20 protein-coding genes are annotated in these 20,262 nt (G+C 70.0%); 12 read left to right on the top strand and 8 right to left on the bottom strand.

The window, feature by feature from the left end; all coding sequences use genetic code 11:
- Nucleotides 1-11: 11 nt before the first annotated feature.
- Entirely contained in the window at nt 12-818 is an 807-nt protein-coding gene (locus tag ACIQI8_RS38525; protein ID WP_402361658.1) for an SGNH/GDSL hydrolase family protein, read from the bottom strand.
- Nucleotides 819-1,133: 315 nt separating this feature from the next.
- On the opposite strand from ACIQI8_RS38525, the gene ACIQI8_RS38520 reads away from it, so the two are divergent.
- From ACIQI8_RS38520 to ACIQI8_RS38495, 6 genes are all read left to right on the top strand, one after another.
- Nucleotides 1,134-2,342 carry a S8 family peptidase gene (locus ACIQI8_RS38520; RefSeq protein ID WP_402361655.1) on the top strand — a complete coding sequence of 403 codons (1,209 nt, stop codon included), beginning with the start codon at nt 1,134-1,136 and terminating at the stop codon, nt 2,340-2,342.
- A 313-nt stretch (nt 2,343-2,655) separates the two neighbouring features.
- Nucleotides 2,656-2,979, top strand: coding sequence for a hypothetical protein (locus tag ACIQI8_RS38515; RefSeq protein ID WP_402361652.1), 324 nt, complete (start codon nt 2,656-2,658; stop codon nt 2,977-2,979).
- Between the two features lie 368 nt (nt 2,980-3,347).
- Nucleotides 3,348-4,229: a glycosyltransferase family 2 protein gene (locus tag ACIQI8_RS38510; protein ID WP_402361649.1), complete on the top strand. Its 882-nt coding sequence runs from the start codon at nt 3,348-3,350 to the stop codon at nt 4,227-4,229.
- On the top strand, nt 4,226-5,269 hold the full coding sequence (locus ACIQI8_RS38505) for a glycosyltransferase family 2 protein (protein ID WP_402361647.1): 1,044 nt from the start codon (nt 4,226-4,228) through the stop codon (nt 5,267-5,269). Before ACIQI8_RS38510 ends, ACIQI8_RS38505 begins: the two co-directional genes overlap by 4 nt.
- The gene (locus ACIQI8_RS38500; RefSeq protein ID WP_402361644.1) at nt 5,262-6,062 is read left to right on the top strand and encodes a polysaccharide deacetylase family protein; all 801 of its coding nucleotides are present in this window, start codon (nt 5,262-5,264) and stop codon (nt 6,060-6,062) included. The genes ACIQI8_RS38505 and ACIQI8_RS38500 overlap by 8 nt, the downstream gene beginning before the upstream one ends.
- Nucleotides 6,055-9,972 (top strand): lipopolysaccharide biosynthesis protein, encoded by a 3,918-nt coding sequence (locus ACIQI8_RS38495; protein ID WP_402361641.1) that lies wholly within the window; start codon nt 6,055-6,057, stop codon nt 9,970-9,972. The genes ACIQI8_RS38500 and ACIQI8_RS38495 overlap by 8 nt, the downstream gene beginning before the upstream one ends.
- Before the next feature lie 45 nt (nt 9,973-10,017).
- Here the strand turns inward: ACIQI8_RS38495 and ACIQI8_RS38490 are convergent, their stop codons facing one another.
- Nucleotides 10,018-11,442, bottom strand: coding sequence for a xylan 1,4-beta-xylosidase (locus ACIQI8_RS38490; protein WP_402361638.1), 1,425 nt, complete (start codon nt 11,440-11,442; stop codon nt 10,018-10,020).
- A 212-nt stretch (nt 11,443-11,654) separates the two neighbouring features.
- Between ACIQI8_RS38490 and ACIQI8_RS38485 the strand changes: the two genes are divergently transcribed.
- Nucleotides 11,655-12,749: a DUF5925 domain-containing protein gene (locus ACIQI8_RS38485; protein WP_402361635.1), complete on the top strand. Its 1,095-nt coding sequence runs from the start codon at nt 11,655-11,657 to the stop codon at nt 12,747-12,749.
- A 111-nt stretch (nt 12,750-12,860) separates the two neighbouring features.
- Here the strand turns inward: ACIQI8_RS38485 and ACIQI8_RS38480 are convergent, their stop codons facing one another.
- Nucleotides 12,861-13,232, bottom strand: a complete 372-nt coding sequence (locus tag ACIQI8_RS38480) for a GntR family transcriptional regulator (protein WP_402361632.1) — start codon at nt 13,230-13,232, stop codon at nt 12,861-12,863.
- Nucleotides 13,233-13,303: 71 nt separating this feature from the next.
- Between ACIQI8_RS38480 and ACIQI8_RS38475 the strand changes: the two genes are divergently transcribed.
- Both ACIQI8_RS38475 and ACIQI8_RS38470 read left to right on the top strand, forming a co-directional pair.
- A complete protein-coding gene (locus ACIQI8_RS38475) occupies nt 13,304-14,233 on the top strand; it encodes a GNAT family N-acetyltransferase (protein WP_402361629.1) in 930 nt (309 codons plus the stop codon).
- On the top strand, nt 14,214-14,714 hold the full coding sequence (locus tag ACIQI8_RS38470; RefSeq protein ID WP_402361626.1) for a DUF402 domain-containing protein: 501 nt from the start codon (nt 14,214-14,216) through the stop codon (nt 14,712-14,714). Before ACIQI8_RS38475 ends, ACIQI8_RS38470 begins: the two co-directional genes overlap by 20 nt.
- Nucleotides 14,715-14,746: 32 nt before the next feature.
- Here the strand turns inward: ACIQI8_RS38470 and ACIQI8_RS38465 are convergent, their stop codons facing one another.
- Nucleotides 14,747-15,388: a class I SAM-dependent methyltransferase gene (locus ACIQI8_RS38465; RefSeq protein ID WP_402361623.1), complete on the bottom strand. Its 642-nt coding sequence runs from the start codon at nt 15,386-15,388 to the stop codon at nt 14,747-14,749.
- A 138-nt stretch (nt 15,389-15,526) separates the two neighbouring features.
- Here ACIQI8_RS38465 and ACIQI8_RS38460 point away from each other — a divergent pair, with 138 nt between their 5' ends.
- Nucleotides 15,527-15,664 (top strand): hypothetical protein, encoded by a 138-nt coding sequence (locus tag ACIQI8_RS38460; RefSeq protein WP_402361620.1) that lies wholly within the window; start codon nt 15,527-15,529, stop codon nt 15,662-15,664.
- Between the two features lie 5 nt (nt 15,665-15,669).
- Here the strand turns inward: ACIQI8_RS38460 and ACIQI8_RS38455 are convergent, their stop codons facing one another.
- Nucleotides 15,670-16,119: a GNAT family N-acetyltransferase gene (locus tag ACIQI8_RS38455; protein ID WP_402361617.1), complete on the bottom strand. Its 450-nt coding sequence runs from the start codon at nt 16,117-16,119 to the stop codon at nt 15,670-15,672.
- 206 nt (nt 16,120-16,325) lie between these two features.
- Between ACIQI8_RS38455 and ACIQI8_RS38450 the strand changes: the two genes are divergently transcribed.
- On the top strand, nt 16,326-17,360 hold the full coding sequence (locus ACIQI8_RS38450; RefSeq protein WP_402361614.1) for a lytic polysaccharide monooxygenase: 1,035 nt from the start codon (nt 16,326-16,328) through the stop codon (nt 17,358-17,360).
- A 58-nt stretch (nt 17,361-17,418) separates the two neighbouring features.
- On the opposite strand, the gene ACIQI8_RS38445 is transcribed toward ACIQI8_RS38450, so the two are convergent.
- Nucleotides 17,419-18,294: an esterase/lipase family protein gene (locus ACIQI8_RS38445; RefSeq protein ID WP_402361611.1), complete on the bottom strand. Its 876-nt coding sequence runs from the start codon at nt 18,292-18,294 to the stop codon at nt 17,419-17,421.
- Between the two features lie 172 nt (nt 18,295-18,466).
- A complete protein-coding gene (locus ACIQI8_RS38440) occupies nt 18,467-18,913 on the bottom strand; it encodes a MarR family winged helix-turn-helix transcriptional regulator (protein ID WP_402361608.1) in 447 nt (148 codons plus the stop codon).
- Nucleotides 18,914-19,008: 95 nt separating this feature from the next.
- Between ACIQI8_RS38440 and ACIQI8_RS38435 the strand changes: the two genes are divergently transcribed.
- Nucleotides 19,009-19,383, top strand: coding sequence for a cupin domain-containing protein (locus tag ACIQI8_RS38435; protein WP_402361605.1), 375 nt, complete (start codon nt 19,009-19,011; stop codon nt 19,381-19,383).
- 28 nt (nt 19,384-19,411) lie between these two features.
- Here the strand turns inward: ACIQI8_RS38435 and ACIQI8_RS38430 are convergent, their stop codons facing one another.
- The gene (locus ACIQI8_RS38430; protein ID WP_402361602.1) at nt 19,412-20,074 is read right to left on the bottom strand and encodes a transglycosylase SLT domain-containing protein; all 663 of its coding nucleotides are present in this window, start codon (nt 20,072-20,074) and stop codon (nt 19,412-19,414) included.
- Nucleotides 20,075-20,262: the final 188 nt, after the last annotated feature.

Below are 20,262 nucleotides of genomic sequence, written 5' to 3'. Positions count from 1 at the left end.
TGGAGAACCGGTCAGGCGGCGCTGTTCAGTACGGGCAGATAGCCGCCGGACTGGCCGGAGGCGGTGGGGTGGTACGACGTCGAGATGCTCAGCAGGTTGAGGCTGTGCAGCCAGGCGCTGCCTGAGCAGAGCTCGTGTCCGGTGAAGGTGGCGCGGACGTCGCCGAAGGTGAAGCCGTGGTCGGCGGCTGCCTTGTTGATGGCGGTGTCCAGATAGTCGGCCGCGCCGTTGATCGCGCTCCGCTTGGTCCCGGAGAGCCCGACACAGGTGGTGCCGAGCTTGTAGAAGCGGGGGTAGCCGAGGACGACCACGTGCGCGTTGGGCGCCTTGCTGCGGATCGCCGTGTAAACGGTGTCGAGTTGCTTCGGGAGGGTGGAGTCGACGTACGCCTTCGCCGTCTTGATCCGGGAGAGGCAGGAGCTGTCGGACTGGAGCACGCAGGTCGTCATGACGTCGGCGAAGCCCGCGTCGTTGCCTCCGACGCTGATGGAGACGAGGCTCGTGGCCGAGCTGAGCGGGCCCAGCTGACCGGAGAGAACATCACCCGTACGAGCGCCCGAGCAAGCGGTGAAGTCGAACTTCGAGGGTGAATGGGCGGCGGCCCACAGGTAGGGGTACGCCTTGGTGCTGCGATCGCAGTCGCCGCTGGAGCCGATGTAGCTGCCCGCTCCGACCCCGGAGGAGTAGGAGTCGCCGAGGGCCACATAGCCCCCGGTGGCGGCGGTTTGGGACGCCTGCGCCGCCGCTGCCCCGGTGAGGGCCGTGCCGACGGCGAGGAGAGTGGAGATCACGAAGACCGCAATTCGGGAACGTCTCATGGAACCTCCCTTTAGCAGGATCTCTGCCGTAACCGTCGTACCAACTACGCGCATCGACGGGAAGTGCTCATGTCAAGACTTTCCCGCCGGTACCGACACCCACCCTGTGTGCTCGCCATGCGTTTCATTACGTGGCCATGACAGGTTTGTTGACAGCCTTTCAACTCCCTTGTTCTACGCACGTAGATGGTCGACGCTTTACGCAGCCTTGAACGGGAACGCGACGTTCCGGGCCGTGTGCGCGACGACGCGCGCACCCCCCACAGTCGCGCGCCCGACCCAGGCGCGCGCAGCCTGGAGGAGGACTCCCTCGTAATGGCACAACTGCGTAGCAAGAAGCTCCGGTTCGCCGCCGTCACCGGCCTCGCGACGGCCGCCCTGGTCGGCGGACTCACCGCACTCCCCGCCCACGCCGCGCCGGCCGAGGGCAAGGTCCTTGCCGCCGGCTCCCCCACCGCGGTCAAGGACAGCTACATCGTCACGCTGAAGAAGACCGCCGGCCTCACGGCGGCCTCGACGGCGGGCAAGGGGCTGATCAAGGAGTACGGCGGCACGGTCAGGAAGACCTTCGACACCGTGCTCAACGGCTACTCGGCCACCCTGACCGCGACCGAGGCGAAGAGACTCGCCGCCGACCCGTCGGTGGCCTCCGTCGAGCAGAACCAGCGCTTCCAGCTGGCCGACACCACGCAGTCCAGCGCCCCTTGGGGCCTGGACCGCATCGACCAGGCCGCCCTCCCGCTCTCCGGCACCTACACCTACCCGGACACCGCGGGCGCCGGCGTGACGGCGTACGTCATCGACACCGGCGTGCGCATCACCCACACCCAGATCAGCGGCCGGGCCTCCTACGGCTACGACGCGGTCGACGGCGACACCACCGCCTCCGACGGCAACGGGCACGGCACGCACGTGGCCACGACGATCGCGGGCACGACCTACGGCGTCGCCAAGAAGGCGAACATCGTGGCGGTCCGGGTGCTCGACAACAACGGTTCCGGCACCACCGCGGGTGTCATCGACGGCATCGAGTGGGTCACCGAGAACCACACCACTCCGTCCGTCGCCAACATGTCGCTGGGCGGCTCCGCGTCCACCACCCTGGACACCGCGGTCGCCAACTCCATAGCCGGCGGCGTCACTTACGCGGTCGCGGCCGGCAACAGCAGTGCCAACGCCTCCTCCTACTCCCCGGCCCGTGTCGCCACCGCGATCACGGTCGGCGCGACCACGAGCTCCGACGCCCGGGCGAGCTACTCCAACTACGGTTCGATTCTGGACATCTTCGCCCCCGGCTCGTCGATCCTGGCGGGCTACAACACCAGTGACACGGCCACCGCCACGCTCTCCGGTACGTCCATGGCGACCCCGCACGTCGCGGGCGCGGCCGCGGTCTACCTCGCGAGCCACCCCTCGGCCACCCCGGCCGCGGTCGCCACGGCTCTGGTGAACGGCGCCACGTCGAACGTCGTCACCAGCGCGGGCACCGGCTCGCCGAACAAGCTCCTCAAGCTCGTCCCGTAACACCGCACCGCGGTACCCGAACGACCGTTCCCCGGAGGCAGTCGACGCCTCCGGGGAACGCGTGTTTGAGCCACCCGAGCAGACCCGAGCAGAGAGGCGTTCAAGGGCTGCCGGGAAAGGACGTGGACACCTTCCGCATCTTGACGCCCCGTCTAGTACTGCGCGACATTGAAGCCCGGCATCCGGCGCGCTGGGGGCAAAGTCGCCAATGCAGACCAACCGTGTCAAGAGAACACCGACCGACGGCACCGAGCGAGCGCGACCAGGTCCGGGGAGGGACCTGACGCCACTGCTCGCGGGAGCCGCCACGGCCGTGGGGGGATTCGGCGCGCTGCTCGCGCTCACCGACACCGACTCACCCCTGCGCGGCCCGCTCACCCTTTTCTTCCTGCTCGCCGCTCCCGCCACGGCCATCGCCGTGGCGCTGCGCGGGCTGGAGCCCTTCGGCCGGGTGCTGGCCGCGATCGCCGGCGCGATCGTGGTCAACATGCTTGTGGCGCAAGGGATGTTGGCCGTACACCGATGGTCCGTCCGCGGCGGTGTCGTCGCGGTGACCGTGATCAGTCTGCTGGTGTTCGCACCGGTGCTTGTCCGACGGTTGTACGGACGTTCGGAAACACTGGACAAAGTTCAGTAACGGTCAAACCAACAAAAACGTGAGGCCACGTTCCAGGTCTTGCCATACAGGTTCATTCATCAATACCGTCGTACATCTCACCCGCATCGGACCATCCTTCAGCGGCTCCAGGGGAGGGCTCAAGGACCGCGGTGGATCCCGGCGCGGGGCGCGGTAGGGGGGTGCCGTGCTCGGTGAGCGCTTTTCACCGAGTCGTGCCGCGCGACCGGCTGCCGTTTTCCGGCAGGCGGCCAGTTCTGCCAGCTCGCCCGGCATGTCCGGAGACCCGTTTCGGCATGTCGCAGGGGTGAGAACCCCCCTTTCGAACCGGACACGAAACCGGGCCGCCCTTGGGGCGGGCGGTCCACCGGACGAGAGGGACCAGACTCATGAGTTCTGTTCTGCGGCCGGCGACCACGGATCACGGTCCGTCAGCAGCCAGCAAGTACCGGCCGATCTCTTCTCACCTGGCCATCGCGCCACCGGTGAGTGTGGTGATCCCCGCCATGAACGAGGCGGAGAATCTCCCGTACGTCTTCAAGACCCTGCCCGACTGGATACATGAAGTGGTCCTGGTGGACGGCAACTCCACCGACGACACCGTCGAGGTGGCGCGCGGCCTGTGGCCGAACGTCAAGGTCGTCGAGCAGCGCGGCAAGGGCAAGGGGGACGCACTCATCACGGGGTTCGAGGCGTGCAGCGGCGACATCATCGTGATGGTCGACGCGGACGGCTCGGCCGACGGCAACGAGATCGTCAGCTATGTCTCCGCGCTGGTCTCGGGCGCGGACTTCGCCAAGGGGTCCCGCTTCGCCAACGGCGGCGGCACCGACGACATGACGTTCATCCGCAAGCTGGGCAACTGGGCGCTGTGCACGATCGTCAACCGCAAGTTCGGCGCCCGCTACACCGATCTCTGCTACGGCTACAACGCGTTCTGGCGGCACTGCCTCGACAAGATCTCCCTGGACTGCACCGGTTTCGAGATCGAGACCCTGATCAACATCAGGGTGGTCAAGGCCGGGCTCAAGGTGCAGGAGATTCCCAGTCACGAGTACCTCCGCATCCACGGCACGAGCAATCTGCGCGCCGTGCGGGACGGGATACGGGTGCTCAAGGTGATCCTCAAGGAGCGCTCCAACCGGCGTGAACTGCGCCGCCAGGAGCACCACTCCCCGATGCTCGCCGCCGTCGAGCCCGCCCCGGTCCAACTCGACCCGGTCAAGGTCGACTCGGTCAAGGTCGACTCGGTCCAGGGAGAGGTGTCTTGAGCGATCTCGACATCTCCGTCGTGATCTGCGTCTACACCGAGGACCGCTGGGAGGACATCCTCGCGGCGGTCTCCTCGGTGCGTACGCAGTCACACCCCGCGCTGGAGACCCTGCTGGTCGTCGACCACAATCCGGCTCTGCTGGACCGACTGACCAAGGAGTACAAGGAACACGGGGCGTTCGAGCAGTCCGGTGAGGTCCGTGTGTTCGCCAACGCGGGCCCCCGCGGCCTGTCCGCGGGACGCAACACCGGCATCGCGGCATCGCGCGGCGAGGTGATCGCCTTCCTCGACGACGACGCCGTGGCCGAACGCGACTGGCTGCGCCGCTTCGCCGAGGGCTACGCCGACCCGGAGGTGATGGCCGTCGGCGGCCGTACGATGCCGATCTGGGCGTCGGGGAGGCGTCCTGCCTGGTTCCCGGAGGAGTTCGACTGGGTGGTGGGCTGCACGTACAAGGGTCTGCCGCCGGGCCGGGTCCGGGTGCGCAACGTCCTGGGCGGCAACGCCTCGTTCCGGCGTACGGCGTTCGACGCGGCGGGCGGTTTCGCGACCGGCATCGGCCGCGACGGCGACAAGCGCCCGCTGGGCTGCGAGGAGACGGAACTGTGCATCCGTCTCACCCGCGCCAGGCCCGACGCGGTGCTGCTGATCGACGACCGCGCGGTGATCCACCACCGAGTGCCCGACGCGCGCGAGCACTTCGGGTACTTCCGCACGCGCGCCTACGCCGAGGGCCTCTCCAAAGCCCTGGTCGCACGAAGTGTGGGCGCTGACAAGGGGCTTGAGTCCGAGCGCCGGTACGCGACCCGGGTGCTGCCGGCCGGCGTGGCCCGTGGGCTGCGCGACGCGGTGCTGGCGCGACCGGGCGGCGCGGGCCGGGCGGGCGCGATCGTCGCCGGAGTGCTCACTGCGGCCGGCGGCTACGTGGTGGGCAGCGTCCGGGCGCGCAAGGGGGGCGCGACGTTCTCGGTGGTCGAGATCGACGGGGAACATACGGCCGAGGGGGAACGGACAGCCGAGGGGGGCTCTCATGACTGAGACACCCGTACCGGTCCTCATGTACCACTCGGTCGCCACCGCACCGAACGACGCCACCCGCGAGCTGTCGGTCGCCCCCGAGGCGTTCACCGAACAGATGGCGCTCATCGGCGACTTGGGGCTCGCGCCGGTCAACACGGCGGATCTGGCGGCATGTTGGCGCACCGGCCGGCCGCTGCCACCGCGTCCCGTGCTGGTCACCTTCGACGACGGCTACGAGGGCGTGCACCGGCACGCGCTGCCCGTGCTGGCCAAGCACGGCTTCGCCGCCACCGTGTTCGTCTCCACCGGCTGGATCAGGGGCGCCCACGACACCGGGGGCGGCCTGGACCTCATGCTCGACTGGGACCAGGTCCGCGAACTGGCCGCCGCCGACGTCGAGATCGGCGGCCACAGCCACACCCACCCGCAACTCGACCAGCTCGACGACGAGACACTGCGCCACGAGCTGATCCACAGCAAGGAGATCGTCGCCGACGAACTGGGCACCGTCCCGGCCTCGTTCGCCTACCCGTACGGCTATTCCAGCCGCCGGGTGCGCAGAGCGGTGCGCGAGACGGGCTACGCCCAGGCGCTCGCCGTCGGCAACGATCTCGCGCGCCGCCGCCAGGGCCCGTACGCCCTGCGACGGGTCACCGTGCGCCGCACCACCGGGATCGAGGAGTTCGAGCGGCTGGTCGAGGGCCGCGCGATCGCCCGTACCTTCGCCAGGGACCGTGCCCTCACCAAGGGGTACGCCATGGTCCGCAGAGCACGACAGGTCCGCCGGAAGGCCATCCGTTCCCGTGTCTGACACGACGACCACGACCGAGGCAGAGCCCACCGCCCAGGCGCCCGAGCAGTCGGGGCGCCGGCTCCGGCTGCCCGGCCTGGGCAGGTCCAAGGGCGGCAACCAGCTGTTCCGCAACGCCTACGCCCTGATGCTCAACACCGGCATCTCCGCGGTGCTCGGCCTCGGCTTCTGGCTGGCCGCGGCCCGCTACTACTCCGAGTCCGCGGTCGGCCAGGGCTCCGCCGCGATCGCCGCGATGAAGTTCCTCGCGGGCCTGACCGCGGTGGCCCTGACCGGCGCCCTGGCCCGCTTCATCCCGGTCGCCGGGCGGGCCACCGGACGCCTCATCTTCCGTACGTATGCGGCGAGTTGCGTCGTCGTCGCGTTCGCGGCAGGGATCTTCCTGCTCACCCTCGACACCTGGGGGCCGTCGTACGCCTTCCTGCACGGGTCGATCAAGGGCCTCGGCTTCATCATGGCCGTCGCCTCCTGGAACCTGCTCACCCTGCAGGACGGGGTGCTGACGGGGCTTCGCAGCGCGCCATGGGTACCGGTCGGCAACACGGTGTTCTCGGCGGTGAAGTTGGCACTGCTGGTCGGTCTGGCCGCCTCGATGCCGACCACCGGCGTCTTCGTCTCCTGGTGCCTGGCGATCGTCACCTCCGTGATACCGCTCGGGCTGCTGGTGTTCCGACGGCTGGTGCCCCGGCACATCAAGGCCACCGAGGGCCGCGCCCAGACACCGACGCTGAAGGAGATCGGCAGGTTCCTCGCCGGCGACTACACCGGTTCGCTGTTCTCGCTAGCCGTCGTCTATCTCATCCCGGTGATCATCGCCTCGCAGGTCAGCTCCGAGGACAACGCGTACTTCTACATCACCACGACGATAGGCGGCACGGTCAACCTGCTCGCCATCAACATGGGCGCCTCGCTGACCGTCGAGGGCTCGCACGACCCGGCCCGGCTGGCCGCCAACACCCGTGCCGCGCTGAGGCGGATGGCGCGGATCATGCTGCCGATCTGCGGGCTGCTGTTCATCGGGGCGCCGTGGATCCTCGGCGTGTTCGGCGCGGGCTACGCGGACGCGGCGACACCGCTGCTACGCTGGTTCGCCGTCGGCGCGGTGCTCCGGGTCGTCATGGAGACGTACTTCGCGGTGCTGCGCGCGCAGAGCCGCACCGCCGGACTCGCCTGGCTGCAGGGCCTGTTGTGCGTGCTGGTGCTCAGTCTGACCCTGCTCCTGCTGCCCCGCATGGGCCTCACCGGCGCGGGCGTCGCCGAGATCTCCTCGCTCGCGGTGATCGTCCTGATCGCCGCGCCCAAGCTGTACCGCGTCCTCAAGGCCGCGCCCGCCGCCGTCCCCGAGGACGCGGCACCCGACGGGGACCTGGCCGACCTGGGAACGCGCGAGGTCGCGGCCACCGACCAGCCGCGCCGCCGCGGTCCGGCCTGGGCGCTGGACTCCGACACCCTCGCGCTCGGCATCCTCGTCGACTTCGACCACCAGGAACGCCGTCCCGACGTGCGGCCGGGCCCTGGCACCCCGCCCACCGGCATCCCCGCGGTACGCGCCGACCACCGGCCGACCTGGGCGAAGAACCCTGAGGTCGGACTGCCGGTGGAGGAGCGCGAGCCCGGCGCGGAGGCCTCCCTGGGACCGGCCGAGGTGGAGGTGGACGCCCCGTTCGAGGCGGAGTTCGAGGCCGACTTCGCCTCGGGCCCGGACACGGACACCGACCGCGACACGGACACCGACGCCGACCTGGACTCGGGGTCGGATTCAGGTGCGGGTTCGAGTTCGAGTTCGGGGAGCGTACGAGCGGTGGCCGCATCGGTCGTACGACACGACCCGCCCGTACGCGAAGAGGTACCCGATCCCGTCGCGCCGCCGCCGGCCCTGTCGTTGCGCGAGCGCCTGCGGCCCACCCGCCTCGGGGTCGTCCTCGGCTGTCTGCTGGTGGCCGCGCTGCTGCTGTACTGGGTGCCCGCGGCCCGGCTCGACGACGCCGACCTGGACCGGATGGGCGGTCTGGGCCTCGTCTCGATTCTGCCGCTGCCGACGCTGGTCGGGGCCGCGCTGCTGATCGCGGTGTTCGCCTCGCTGCTGTGGCTGGGCCGGGAGCACAAGGCACTGCTGCTGATCACGCTGCTGGCGACCGTGTTCTCGCTGCACGCGCTGCCCTCGGTGATCGAGAGCGAGCCGCGGTTCCCGACGGCCTGGCAGCACCTGGGCTTCCTCGACTACATCGACCGCACCGGCTCGGCCGTGCCCGACCTGGACGCCCGCTGGAGCTGGCCGGGCTTCTTCGCGGTGACCGCGTTCGTCGCGAAGGCGTGCGGGGTCAACGACCTCACGGAGGTCATCCGCTGGTGGCCCACCGCCATCGAACTCCTCTATCTGGCCCCGATGTTCCTGCTCGTGCGCTCGATGCGGGCGAGCTGGCGGGCCAAGTGGACCGGCATCTGGATCTTCGCGCTGAGCAGTTGGGTGGGCCAGGACTACTTCTCCCCGCAGGGCTTCACGTACTTCCTCTACCTGCAGTTCGTGGCGATCCTGCTGGTCTGGTTCCGCGCGCCGCGCGTGATCTGGGCCAAGGCGCGTCCCGGCGAGGCGGAGGTGGAGCCGACCGACCGGCGGCAGAAGGCAGTTCTGCTCGCCGTCCTGATCTGCCTGTACGCGGCGAGCGTCCCGGCCCACCAGCTCACACCGTTCATGATGCTGGGCGTCCTGGCCGTGCTCGTGCTGATCGGCAAGTCCGAACTGCGCGGCCTGCCCATCCTGTTCGGCGTGCTGGTCGCGGCCTGGCTGGGCTTCATGGCCGAGCCGTACTGGTCCGGGCACTTCCAGGACCTGTTCGGCGGGGTCGGCGGGGTCGGCGGCAATGTGTCCTCGTCGGTCTCCGGCCGTATCGAGGGCGGCAGTTCGACCCACAAGCTGGTGCTGTACGTGCGCGTGCTGCTGGCCGGCGGTGTGATGGCCTTCGCCTGCTGGGGCTGGTGGCGCCGACGCGACCACAAGTACCGCGAGCGCTCGCTGCTGGTCCTCACCTTCGTCCCGTTCCTGGGCTTCGGCATGCAGTCCTACGGCGGCGAAATGGCGCTGCGCGTCTTCATGTTCGCGGTGCCGGGCGCGGCCCTCCTCGCCGGTCTCGCCTTCTTCCCGCGCACCGGCGTCACCGCCGAGGAACGGGACAAGGACCGGGTGAGCCTGGCCCCGCTGGCCGCCCTGATGGCGGGTCTGCTCCTCATGGGCGGCTTCCTGGTGGCCCGTTGGGGCAACGAGCCGTTCGAGCGGGTGCGCCCCGGCGAGGTCGCGGCGATGGACTACGTGTACGCCCACGACAAGCCGACGGTACGTCTGCTGTGGCTGACCAGCGACCCGGTGAACGACGTGACACCGGCGATGCCGTGGGGCGCGAAGGACATGGAACGGGTCGACTATCTGCCGACGCTCGCGCCGGCCGACCCGGTCCTGGTGTCGGGGCTCGTCAAGGCACTCAGGGACGCGGGCCCGAACTCGTATCTGATGATCAATGTCAGCCAGATCAGGTATCTCCAGCTGGACGTGGGTTATTCGACCACCTGGGAGCCCCGGCTGGTCCAGAACCTGGACCGGCGCACGGAGTTGAAGAAGGTGCTGGTCAACGACGACGTCACCATGTACTCGCTGAAGAAGCAGCCGGCGGGCGCGGTGCCGAAGCCGGATCCCGGTCCGATCGGACCGCAGATCACCTGGACGCCGTGGTCGGTCGTCGGCGGCCTGGCCGCTCTCGCCCTGATCCTGCTGCTGACGGCCCGCGAGGTGGTACGGGTCGCGGTGCGGCCGGGCGTGCGTCAACTGCGGTGGCTGCAGAGCAGTTTCTGGTTCTCGCTGCCGCTGCTGGCGGTGTTCCTGGCTTCGCTGATCCAACGGTTCCTGACGATGAAGTAGCGGGCTCACCAGAAGTGGCTCACCAGGTGACGGGCCTCAACGGGCCTACCTGGTGAGCCACTTCACTTCGTAGGCCTGCATCTCGAACTGCTTCCCGTCGACCTTCGCGCTGATCGACCGGTCGAGGGTGTTGACCACCAGGACCGCCTTGTCGGTGGCCAGGACGCGGACGTTGAGCACGTCGTCGGCGGCCACGGGGACCGTCTCGTACGTCGCCCCGGGCCCGAACTCCTGGTTGAAGCGGGCGATCAGGTCGAACATGGGCAGCTTCCTGCCGCCGGCCGCGCCCTCGGTCGGGGTCCACAGACAGCCGGGGCAGTCGGTGCCCTTCTCGTCCTCCGGGTTCCAGTAGAAGCCGGAGGAGGCACCGCCCTTGACCATGGCGATCATTCCCGCGGCCTGGACGGCGACGCGGCGGTTCTCGGACCAGCCTCTGCGTTCGTCCTTGCCGTCGGCGGGCTCGACGTAGTACTCGGCCCACCACAACGGCAGTTTGTCGCCGGTCTGCCCGCGCACCCACTTGCCGACGGCGGTGAACTTGTCGGTGGCCGCGAACTCGTTCGGCAGGAGCTCGTCGTCGTTGGTGTAGCTGGAGCCGTCGACGACGACGAAGTCGGCGCCCACCTTGTGCGTGTTCCAGTAGGCGAAGGCGTCGAGGACCCGCTGGTCCATGGCGCCCCAGGGCCCCTTGAACGTCGAGGAGGCCTCGCCCGCGCGCGGGTCGACGCTGTCCATGACCAGGTAGGGCCCGCCCACCATGATGTCCTTGTCGACCTTCTTCAGCGCCTTGTAGACCAGGTTGTAGAGCTTGGTGTAGCCCTCGTAGTCCCAGCGGCCCTGGGAGTCGTTCCAGAAGCCCTTGAACTCGTTCCAGACGACGAAGTGGTGGACGTCCGGGTAGCGCTTGGCGACGGTCGCGGCGAGCGCGGCGAAGTCGGCGAAGTGCGCGGGCTGCGGGGCGGTCTCAAGGGAGGCCTGGCTCCAGTCGGTGTTGTTCACACCGGACGTGCCGCCCTTCATCCAGTCCGGTGAGCAGCACAGGGTGACGACCGGGGTGCCGCCGGACTTGCGGATGAAGTCGATCCGGCGGTCCAGCGCGCCGAAGTCGTAACGCCCCTTCACCGGCTCGGGGTTGTCCGCGCCCCAGCCCATGATCGCCTGGTCCTGCGGCATACCGCCGGCGTCGGAGATCAGCCCCTCGACCTGCTCGGTGGCGGCCGAACTGCCCTCGTCCGCACTGAACTGGGTGTGCGTGAAGCCCCATCCGACCTCGGGCTTGTCCTGGTCGGGCCGGGTCGCCGGAGTGCCGTGCACGGTGTCGCCGTTGCGCGAGGTCCCCGCCGTGCTCTCGCCGCCGTCCGGAAGCGTGTTGATCAGGGTCACGATGAGGGCCAGTGCGGCCACGCCCACCCCCAGCAGCGCCGTGAGCCGCCACCGCCCCGCCCCCGAAGTCCACCCATGACGTCCCATTGAGGGCAACAGTAACCAAGGGTGTCCCTGATCGGGCAGATGTTGTGAATGCACAGGTCTGTAACAGGCCGGAGGGGATGAGGAGGAGATACCGAGCGGACACCACGGGGACACGACCCGGACACAACCGGACCAAGCGCGCGCGGCCGACACACCCGGCGCACTGCGGAAAGCGGGTGCACCGGGCGCCCTCGTGTCGGATCATGGACGCCATGTCTGCCAACCCACACGACGCACTGCCGATCCGGCTCAACGTAGATGACAGCGACTCGCCGTCCGATGTCGTCGACGCGCTGTTCCTCGGCCGCTTCGCGACGGGCGAGCAGCCGTACTCGCACGCGGCCAACATCGACCGCGTCCGCACGGGTGCCACGCTGCTGCCGGCCGGCGCCCGGGTGCTGCGCGTGGCCCGCGACGACGACCGCAGCGCGACCCTCGCGGAGGGCGACGGCTGGACCCTGCTCGTCTCCCGCTGGAACCGCGGCGCGGACGTCACGGTCACCGCGACCACCGCCGACCTGGCCGAGAAGGTCCTCGACCAGGCCACGGACGGCGCGGCGGACGAGCCCGAACCCCAGCCGGAGAACGTGACGATGGGCTTCTGGTACGTCTCCCCCAGGCGCGGCCCGCACCGCACCACCCGGCAGATCTCCGCCGGCACCTGGGACGAGGTGCGGGACAACTACACGGCGCCGGTGGCCGACGCGATGGACCGCCTGATGAAGACGACCCCGGAGGACATCGCGGGCCGGCTCCTGCTCCTGCACGGCCCGCCCGGCACGGGCAAGACCTCCGCGCTGCGCACCCTCGCCCGTTCCTGGCGGGACTGGTGCCAGGTGGACTGCGTCCTGGACCCCGAGCGCCTGTTCTCCGACGTCGGCTATCTGATGGACATCGCGATCGGCGAGGAGGACGGCACGGGCAAGGGCCGCTGGCGCCTGCTCCTCCTGGAGGACTGCGACGAACTGATCCGCGGTGAGGCGAAGCACACGGCGGGCCAGGCGCTGTCCCGTCTGCTGAACCTGACGGACGGCCTCCTCGGCCAGGGCCGCAACGTCCTGGTGGGGGTGACGACCAACGAGGACCTGGAGCGCCTCCACCCGGCCGTCGTCCGCCCCGGCCGCTGCCTCGCCCGTATCGAGGTGGGTCCGTTGACCCGCGGCGAAGCGGTCGGCTGGCTCGGCACGGAGGAGGGCGTGGGCAGAGAGGGCGCGACCCTGGCGGAGCTGTACGCCCTGCGCCGGGGGACGTCTCCGACGGCGGTACCGGAACCCCGGGAGGGGGCGGACGCGGGGTTGTACCTGTAGGAGTTCAGAGCTGGGCCATCGGCCGACCTTCGGCTCACTCCGCCAACTTTTTTTCCGCCGCCACGGCGATCAGCCACAGCGCCGCGTCGTCTCGGCGGTGCCGAACTCACCTCAACTGGCCCCGTAAGCCGCCCGCAGGGCATCCCGAACAGCGACCAGCGCCGCCGCTTCATCGAGCCCAAGACGCCGAACCCGATCGACGTACGCCTGAGCAGCCGACGCCGCCTCCCGCTCCGCTGCCGAACCGGCGGACGCCACGAACGTTCCGTTGCGCCCCCGCGTCTCGATCACCCCGTCCGTCTCCAGCGCCCGGTACGCCTTGGCCACCGTGTTCGCCGCGAGCCCCAGCGACTCGGCCAGCCCCCGCACGGTCGGCAACCGGTACCCCACCGGCAGCACGCCCGCCCGCGCCTGTTCGGAGATCTGCGCCCGCACCTGCTCGTAGGGCGCGGCACTGTCGTCGATGTGGATCTTCAAGGTCACGCAGCGATTGTCCCGCACCCACCCGAAAATAGGAGGCACCGGGTCACGTCCGCCCCGTAGCGTTCGCCGTCATGACCGTGATCGTGCGTGACCTCCGCACCGACGTGCCGGCCGAGGTGGCGGAGTTCTCCGACATCCGCCATCTGGCGCTCCCCCACATCCTGTGGACTCCGGAGGCCATCCTCCACAACCTGACCCACACGCCCCCGGCGGCCCGCAACCGCTCCCTGGTCGCGGAGCAGGACGGCGAGTTGATCGGCACGGCGCAGGTCGGGCTCGCCCACGAGAGCCCGGAGCCGGGCCAGGGGTACCTCAACATCTACGTCCACCCGGACCGCACCCGCCGGGGCGCCGGCACGCTCCTGGTCCACGCCGCGGAGGAGCACCTGGCCGCGAACGGGGCGACGAAGCTGTACGCCTGGGTCGTCGACGCGCCGGACAACCGCGCGTTCGCCGAGCGCCGCGGCTACCGCGCCAGCCGCTCGGCCCAGTTCCTCCGCCTCGACCTGGTGAACGGCACCCTGCCGCCCCGCCAGGACCTCCCCGCCGGCGTCGAACTGCGCACCGGCGCCGACTTCGCGGACGACCCCCGCCCGGTGTTCCGGCTCGACGCGGAGACGATGGCCGACGAACCGAGCGACGTGGACGTCGCGTTCACGGACTACGAGGCCTGGCTCGCGGAGACCTGGCGGCACCCGCAGTTCAGCCCCGAGCTGACCTCGGTGGTCCTGGTCGACGGCCGGCCCGCCGCCTTCACCCTGGCCCGCACCGACGGCGGCACCCGCTACGGCACCGCGATGACCGGCACCTCCCGCGACTTCCGCGGCCGCGGCCTGGCCAAGCTCGCCAAGAACGACTCCCTGCACCGCGCCCGCGCCGCCGGGTACACGGAGGCCCTCACGGGCAACGACGCCGGCAACGAGCCCATGCTCGCGGTCAACAAGTGGTTCGGATACGAGGTCTGCGGAACGGAGGTGCGGTATGTCCGCCAACTCGGCTGACCCGGCACGCTGGTTGGACGTCGTACTCGTCAAGGCGGGCCGCACGAAGATCCGTTACGCCGCCGAGCTGCTCGGCGACGACGGCAACCGGATCGCCGTACGTGCCCCCTGGGCCGGTGAGGGCGTGCGCGACTTCGGCTTCGTCCGGTTCGAGAAGGGCGATGTCTTCACCGAGTACTACTGGCGCGACCGCTGGTACGCGGTGAAGGAGGTCCGCGATTCGTCGGGTGCGGTGAAGGGCTGGTACTGCGACATCACCCGCCCCGCCGTGCTCTCCGGCGCCGAACTGATCGTCGAGGACCTCGACCTGGACCTGTGGCGCTCCGCCGACGGCACGGACGTGCGCCGCCTGGACGAGGACGAGTTCACCGAGAGCGGTCTCGCGGAGTCGGATCCGCAGGCCGCTGCCGCCGCCGTGGCCGCGCTGGAGGAACTGGAACGCCTCGCCGTCGAGGGCGACTTCGACGCGCTGCTGGTCTGAAGCCGCTCGCCGGGTGGGACCGCCCCGGCGTCTCACACCACCGCGACCACCACGTACCGCTCGTCCCGCACGTCCCTCCCCCACAGCAGAACGTCCTGCGACAGCCGCTCGACCCGGACCTGCCCGGCGAGCGGTGCCACGAGGTCGGCGAGCCGGTCGGCGGGTATGCCGACCGGGCTGACCGTGCCCCACACGCCCTCGACGAGCACGAGCCGGCCGCCCGGGCGCAGTAGGCCCCGCCAGTGCCGCAGGGCGCGGCCGGGATCGGGCAGCGTCCACAGCACGTGCCGGACGAGGACGGTGTCGTAGAGCTGCTCACCCACCGGTGGTGCCGCCGCGTCACCGAGGAGGAACACCGCGTCACGTCCGGCGAGCTTGGCCCGGGCGAGGTCGACCATGGCCGGGGAGCGGTCGACGCCGGTGACGCGGTGTCCCTGCTCGGCCGCGAGGAGCGACAGGCTGCCGGTGCCGCAGCCGAGGTCGAGGACGTCGGAGGCGCGCGGCGGCAGCCAGTCGCGCAGCCGCTCCGCCCAGGCGGCGCGCACCACGGGGTCGCGCAGCCCGTGGTCGGGCTCCTCGTCGAAGCCCGCGGCCTCGGCGTCCCAGTCCACGCCTGCCCTGTCCGCACCCGCCCCGCCCACGCCCGGCTCGGGGAAACCCTCGTCGTTCGTCATGCGCCCAAGAGTGACACCCGCCACTGACAACCGAATCGTGACAGCCGCCACTGACAGACCGGGAGCGATGAGTCACCCTCCCGGGAAAGGTCTACCAACCTGGAACACGGGAACTCGGTGGACACTGAGGAGGCAGCCATGCGCCGGACGACTGTGCAGAAGCCCCTGAAGAGGACGGACACCCGCAGGGTGCGCGAAGAGGCCGACGCGCCTCCGGCCGCCGGGCGCCCCGAGGTCCGAAAGGACATCGCGCGCACATGGTGGCCCGACGGCTGACCCGGTCAGTCCAGGCGCTTGCGGTAGTGGACGCGGTCGTAGATCCCGTCCGTGCGCCGCTCCACGACCTCGTATCCGTACCGCGGATAGATCTTCTGGTTCTCCCACATCATCGCGTTGGTGTAGAGCCTGACTTCTGCCAGGCCGAGCGCACGCGCGCGTGCGTCCACGAAACGCAGCAGCCGTCGCCCAATGCCCGTGCCGTGCGCGTCGGGGTGGACGGCGATGCTGTCGAGGAACAGATGGTCGTCGTACTCCTCCAGCACGACCAGGCCGACGACGGGCTCCCCCGTCACGAACACCTTCCCCGCGGCCACGTTCGCCGTGTGGTCCGCCTCCATCGGCTGCGGCGCGCGTCCGATGCGCTCGATGTAGGGCCGGTAGGCGGCATCGGTCACGGCCCGCACGACCGCCACGTCGGCGGCGACGGCCCGCCGGATCTCGTCGGTTCCCATGCCGTGCACGCTACCTACCTGATCTCAGTCTGAGCACTCCCTTAACGCCGCCATAAGGATCTCCTCCCCCCGCCCTCAGCAGGCGATTCGACGCCCTCTTGGGGCTAGCTTGCTGATCGCCCCCCACGGGATCCCGCCCACCGGATCGTCACGGAGTCCGTGGGCGGGATCCACCCCAAGTCGTGGACCGTTCCGAGGAGTTCGTCATGCCTGTACGCCGCCGCAAGGTCGCCGCGCTCGCCGTCCTCGGTGCGGCTCCGCTCGCGCTCACCGCCCTGGCCGCCGCGCCGGCGTCCGCGCACGGCTCGATGGGCGACCCCGTCAGCCGGGTCGCGCAGTGCTACGCGGAGGGTCCCGAGAGCCCGAAGTCGGACGCGTGCAAGGCGGCGGTCGCGGCCGGCGGCACCCAGGCGCTCTACGACTGGAACGGCATCCGGATCGGTGACGCGAACGGCAGGCACCAGGCGCTGATCCCGGACGGCAAGCTGTGCAGCGCGAACAACGAGGAGTTCAAGGGCCTCGACCTGGCCCGCGCCGACTGGCCGGCGACGAGCGTGCGCAGTGGCTCGTACACCTTCAAGTACCGCGTGACCGCGCCGCACAAGGGCACGTTCAAGGTGTACCTCACCAAGGCCGGCTACGATCCGGCGCGGCCGCTGGCCTGGGCCGACCTGGATCTGGAGCACCCGGTCGCGACGGCCACCGACCCGGTCGCTGCGGGCGGCTTCTACACCTTCTCCGGCACCCTGCCCCAGCGCTCCGGCAAGCAGCTCCTGTACGCGGTCTGGCAGCGCTCGGACAGCCCGGAGGCCTTCTACTCCTGCTCGGACGTGACGTTCGGCGCAGGCAACACTGCAAGCGACACCGGCGGCGGTACGCCGACCGGCGCGTCGCCCACCCCGCCCGCCCCGACCGCCTCCTCCCCCTCCGACGAGCAGATCGCGGACGGTGCCGACAAGTCGACGGTCGAGCACCACGGGCACGGCGACGACGACCCGAGCACGTCGGCGCAGCCGACTCCGGAGGCTACGGACGACGGTGCGGCCGTGGCGCCGGCCGCGGTCAACGAGCCGAGGGCGGCAGGCGGTTCGGAACCGGCGGACCTCGCCGTGACCGGGGGCGGCGACAGCACCCCGTATCTCGCCATGGGCGGCGCGGCGGCCCTGGCGCTCGGCTCGGCGACCCTGTTCGCCACGGTCCGCCGCCGGGCGACCGGCGGCGGACGGCACGGCCGCTCGTAGCGGTCGTACGGGGCGGGGTCTGTCCGGCGGCTCAGGTCGGACAGACCCCGTGCGTGCCTCAGCCGATGACCGCGGAGGCGCAGGTGGTGGCGGTGGCGTGGGCCGGGTCGAGCGCGTTGGTGACCTCGTGGAAGGCGATCCGGTCGGTCAGCCCGATCAGGGCGTGCTCGGAGAGGTCGAGCGCGCACAGGTTCTGGATCAGCACGTTGTGGACGTCGGATCCGCTGAGGAACTGGCTCCGGTACGGCGTCACCACCTCGTCGTACTTGGTGGCGATGACGGTGTAGTGGACGCCGGGGACGGTGTCGCCGCCGGCGTTCAGCTTGGTCAGGAAGGCGGAGCCGACGATCTGGTCGGCCAGGGCGGGCGTGGCCGTGGAGATCAGCCCCTGCGCGCCGGGGAAGTACGGCAGCAGGTTGGTCAGGCCGTCCAGGTCGGTGCCGTGGTTGTCGGGCGCGATGCCGACGAGGGCGTTCACCTTGGCGGCGCCGCCGAGGAACTTGAGGTAGTAGCGGGGCATCATGCCGCCCTGCGAGTGACCGACGAGGTCGGCCTTGGCGGTGCCGGTGGCGGCGAGCACCTTGTCGACGAAGGTCGCGAGCTGCTCGGCCGACTTGTCGATGGGACCGAGGCCGTATACGAGCGGGACGCCCGGCAGTTGGCCGTAGTCGAGGGAGAAGACGCAGTAGCCGCGGTTCTCCAGGTAGGGCGCGAGGGCCAGCCAGTTGTCGACGGAGTTGGCGAAGGTGCCGTGGACCAGGACGACGGGGCGCGGGTGGGCGGTGGAGGGCTTGCAGGAGTAGTCGTTCCAGCCGCTGTGGGGAGCGGCGGATTCGTCGGCGGCCTGGGCGGCGGTAGCGGTGGGGACGACGGCGACCGCGGCTGTCAGCAGCAGCGGGGCAAGCGGTCTGAGCAGTCGTTTCCAGGGCAGCATCGTGTGATCTCCTTGCGGCTCAAGGGATGTGCGACGGCCTTACGCCCTGTGATCCGGATCACAAAGAATGCTGTTCACTAGTCAAGTTACGAGCGAGTAGTAGAACTGTGAAGTTACGCGTCAGTAAAAACTTCCAGTGATAACTGACTCCGTGGTAGCTACTGCCGAACCGTCACCAGGCGGGCCTGAGGGGACCATAGGGCGCAATACGCCCCAATCGGTCGCACAACGCGCGCACTTCACCCTCACCGAGCAGCTCACTCCACTCGCGCACCACCTCGGCGGCCGCCTCTTCCGCGGCCCGGGTGCACGCCCACCCCAGCTCGGTCAGCACGACCAGCCGGGCCCGCGCGTCACCGGGATGAGGGCGCCGCTCGACATACCCCCTCCGCACGATCTCGTCGACCAGTTGACTCGCCGCCTGCTTCGTCACCCCGAGGTGCGCGGCGAGTTCGGTGACCGTGGCGCCGTCCGGTGCGAGCCGGGCGAAGGCGAAGCCGTGCGCGGGCCGCACCCCCTCGAACCCGCGGGCCACGACGCCCTCGTTGATGCGTTGCGTGAGCTCGCCGGCGGCGGCGAGCAGGGCGGCGGACAGGGCCATGGCCTCGGAGTTCTGCACGGACGCATTGAAACACCCTTGACGAACTGGTCAAGCAGCTTGACCATAGAGGCCGAGGATATAGTCAAGCAGCTTGACCATTTGGAGGCAGAGTCATGCCCGTCGTACGCCCGTCAGAGGCCCTGGTGCACGAAATGCACAGTGCCCGATTCATCTCGTACGCCACTCCGCGCACCGGCAGCAAGGAGCTGTGTGCCTGGCGCGGTGAGATTCCGCCGGGCACGAAGGCGCCCGCGCACACCGTCAGCCGGGAGGAGATCCTGCATGTGCTCGACGGCGAACTGCTGGTCACCCTCGACGAGCGGACCACCCGCGTCACCGTCGGCGACACCCTGATCATCAACCCCGGCGCGACCCTCACCGTCGAGAACCCGGGCGACCGGACGGCGGTCACATGGGTCACGACCTCCATCGGTCTGGAGGCCGAACTGGCCGACGGGACGCGGATCGCGCCGCCGTGGGCGCGCTGAGGCCGATACCGGGAACCGTCAGGGACGGTCAGTACGCGTGGTGGACCTGCCAGAACGCCCAGGCGTCGCAGGGACTGCCGTAGGCCTGGTTCATGTAGTTGAGGCCCCACTTGATCTGGGTGGCCGGGTTGGTGCGCCAGTCGGCGCCGACGGTGGCCATCTTGTCGCCGGGCAGCGCCTGGACGAGACCGTAGGCGCCGGAGGAGGGGTTGACCGCGAGGTAGTTCCAGGTGGACTCGTGGTCCACGATGTTGCTGAAGCACTGGTACTGGCCGCTGCCCACGATCTGCGCGGCCATCGCCTTGACCTGCGGCACGGTGTAGGAGGGCTGCAGCGAGAAGGTGGCGTCGGGATCGCCCTCCGCGGCCTTGGCCCGCGCCGCCTTGTCGGCCGCGTCCTTCTTGGCCTTCGCGGTCTTGGCCGCCGCCACGCGCGCGGTCTGCTCGGCGTCCTTCCTGGCGGTGGCGTCCGCCTGGACGGCCACGGCGTCGGCCTGCTTCGTCAGGGACGCGGTCTGCACCTGCGCCTGCCGGCCCGCGGGCAGGTCAGCGAGGAGGGTGACATCGGTGGCCGTCGCCTCCGCGTCGTTGTTCTGCGCGCTGCTGCCCGAGGCAACACCGACGACGCTTCCGACAGCGGTGACCGCGGTGGCCGAGACCACCGCGAATCCCCGGACCGATATCCGGTTCACTCGCTTCTCTTCCTCTTCTGCACTTCGTGCGGGCCACCGCACACGACGGCCGACGGGGGCATCTCGCCAGTCGAGCAAGACAGTTGGAACACTCTTGCGTGCCGAACCGGCCGGCGCAATCCCGGAAGGGGTGCGGATATTCACACCCGTACGATGTGCCAGGACGATCGCGCCCTCCGAAAGCGAGA

It is taken from the genome of Streptomyces sp. NPDC092369 (assembly GCF_044755245.1).
Taxonomy (GTDB): domain Bacteria; phylum Actinomycetota; class Actinomycetes; order Streptomycetales; family Streptomycetaceae; genus Streptomyces.
The sequence above is the reverse complement of the archived record's forward strand: the minus strand, read 5'-3'. Positions and strand labels throughout refer to the sequence as shown.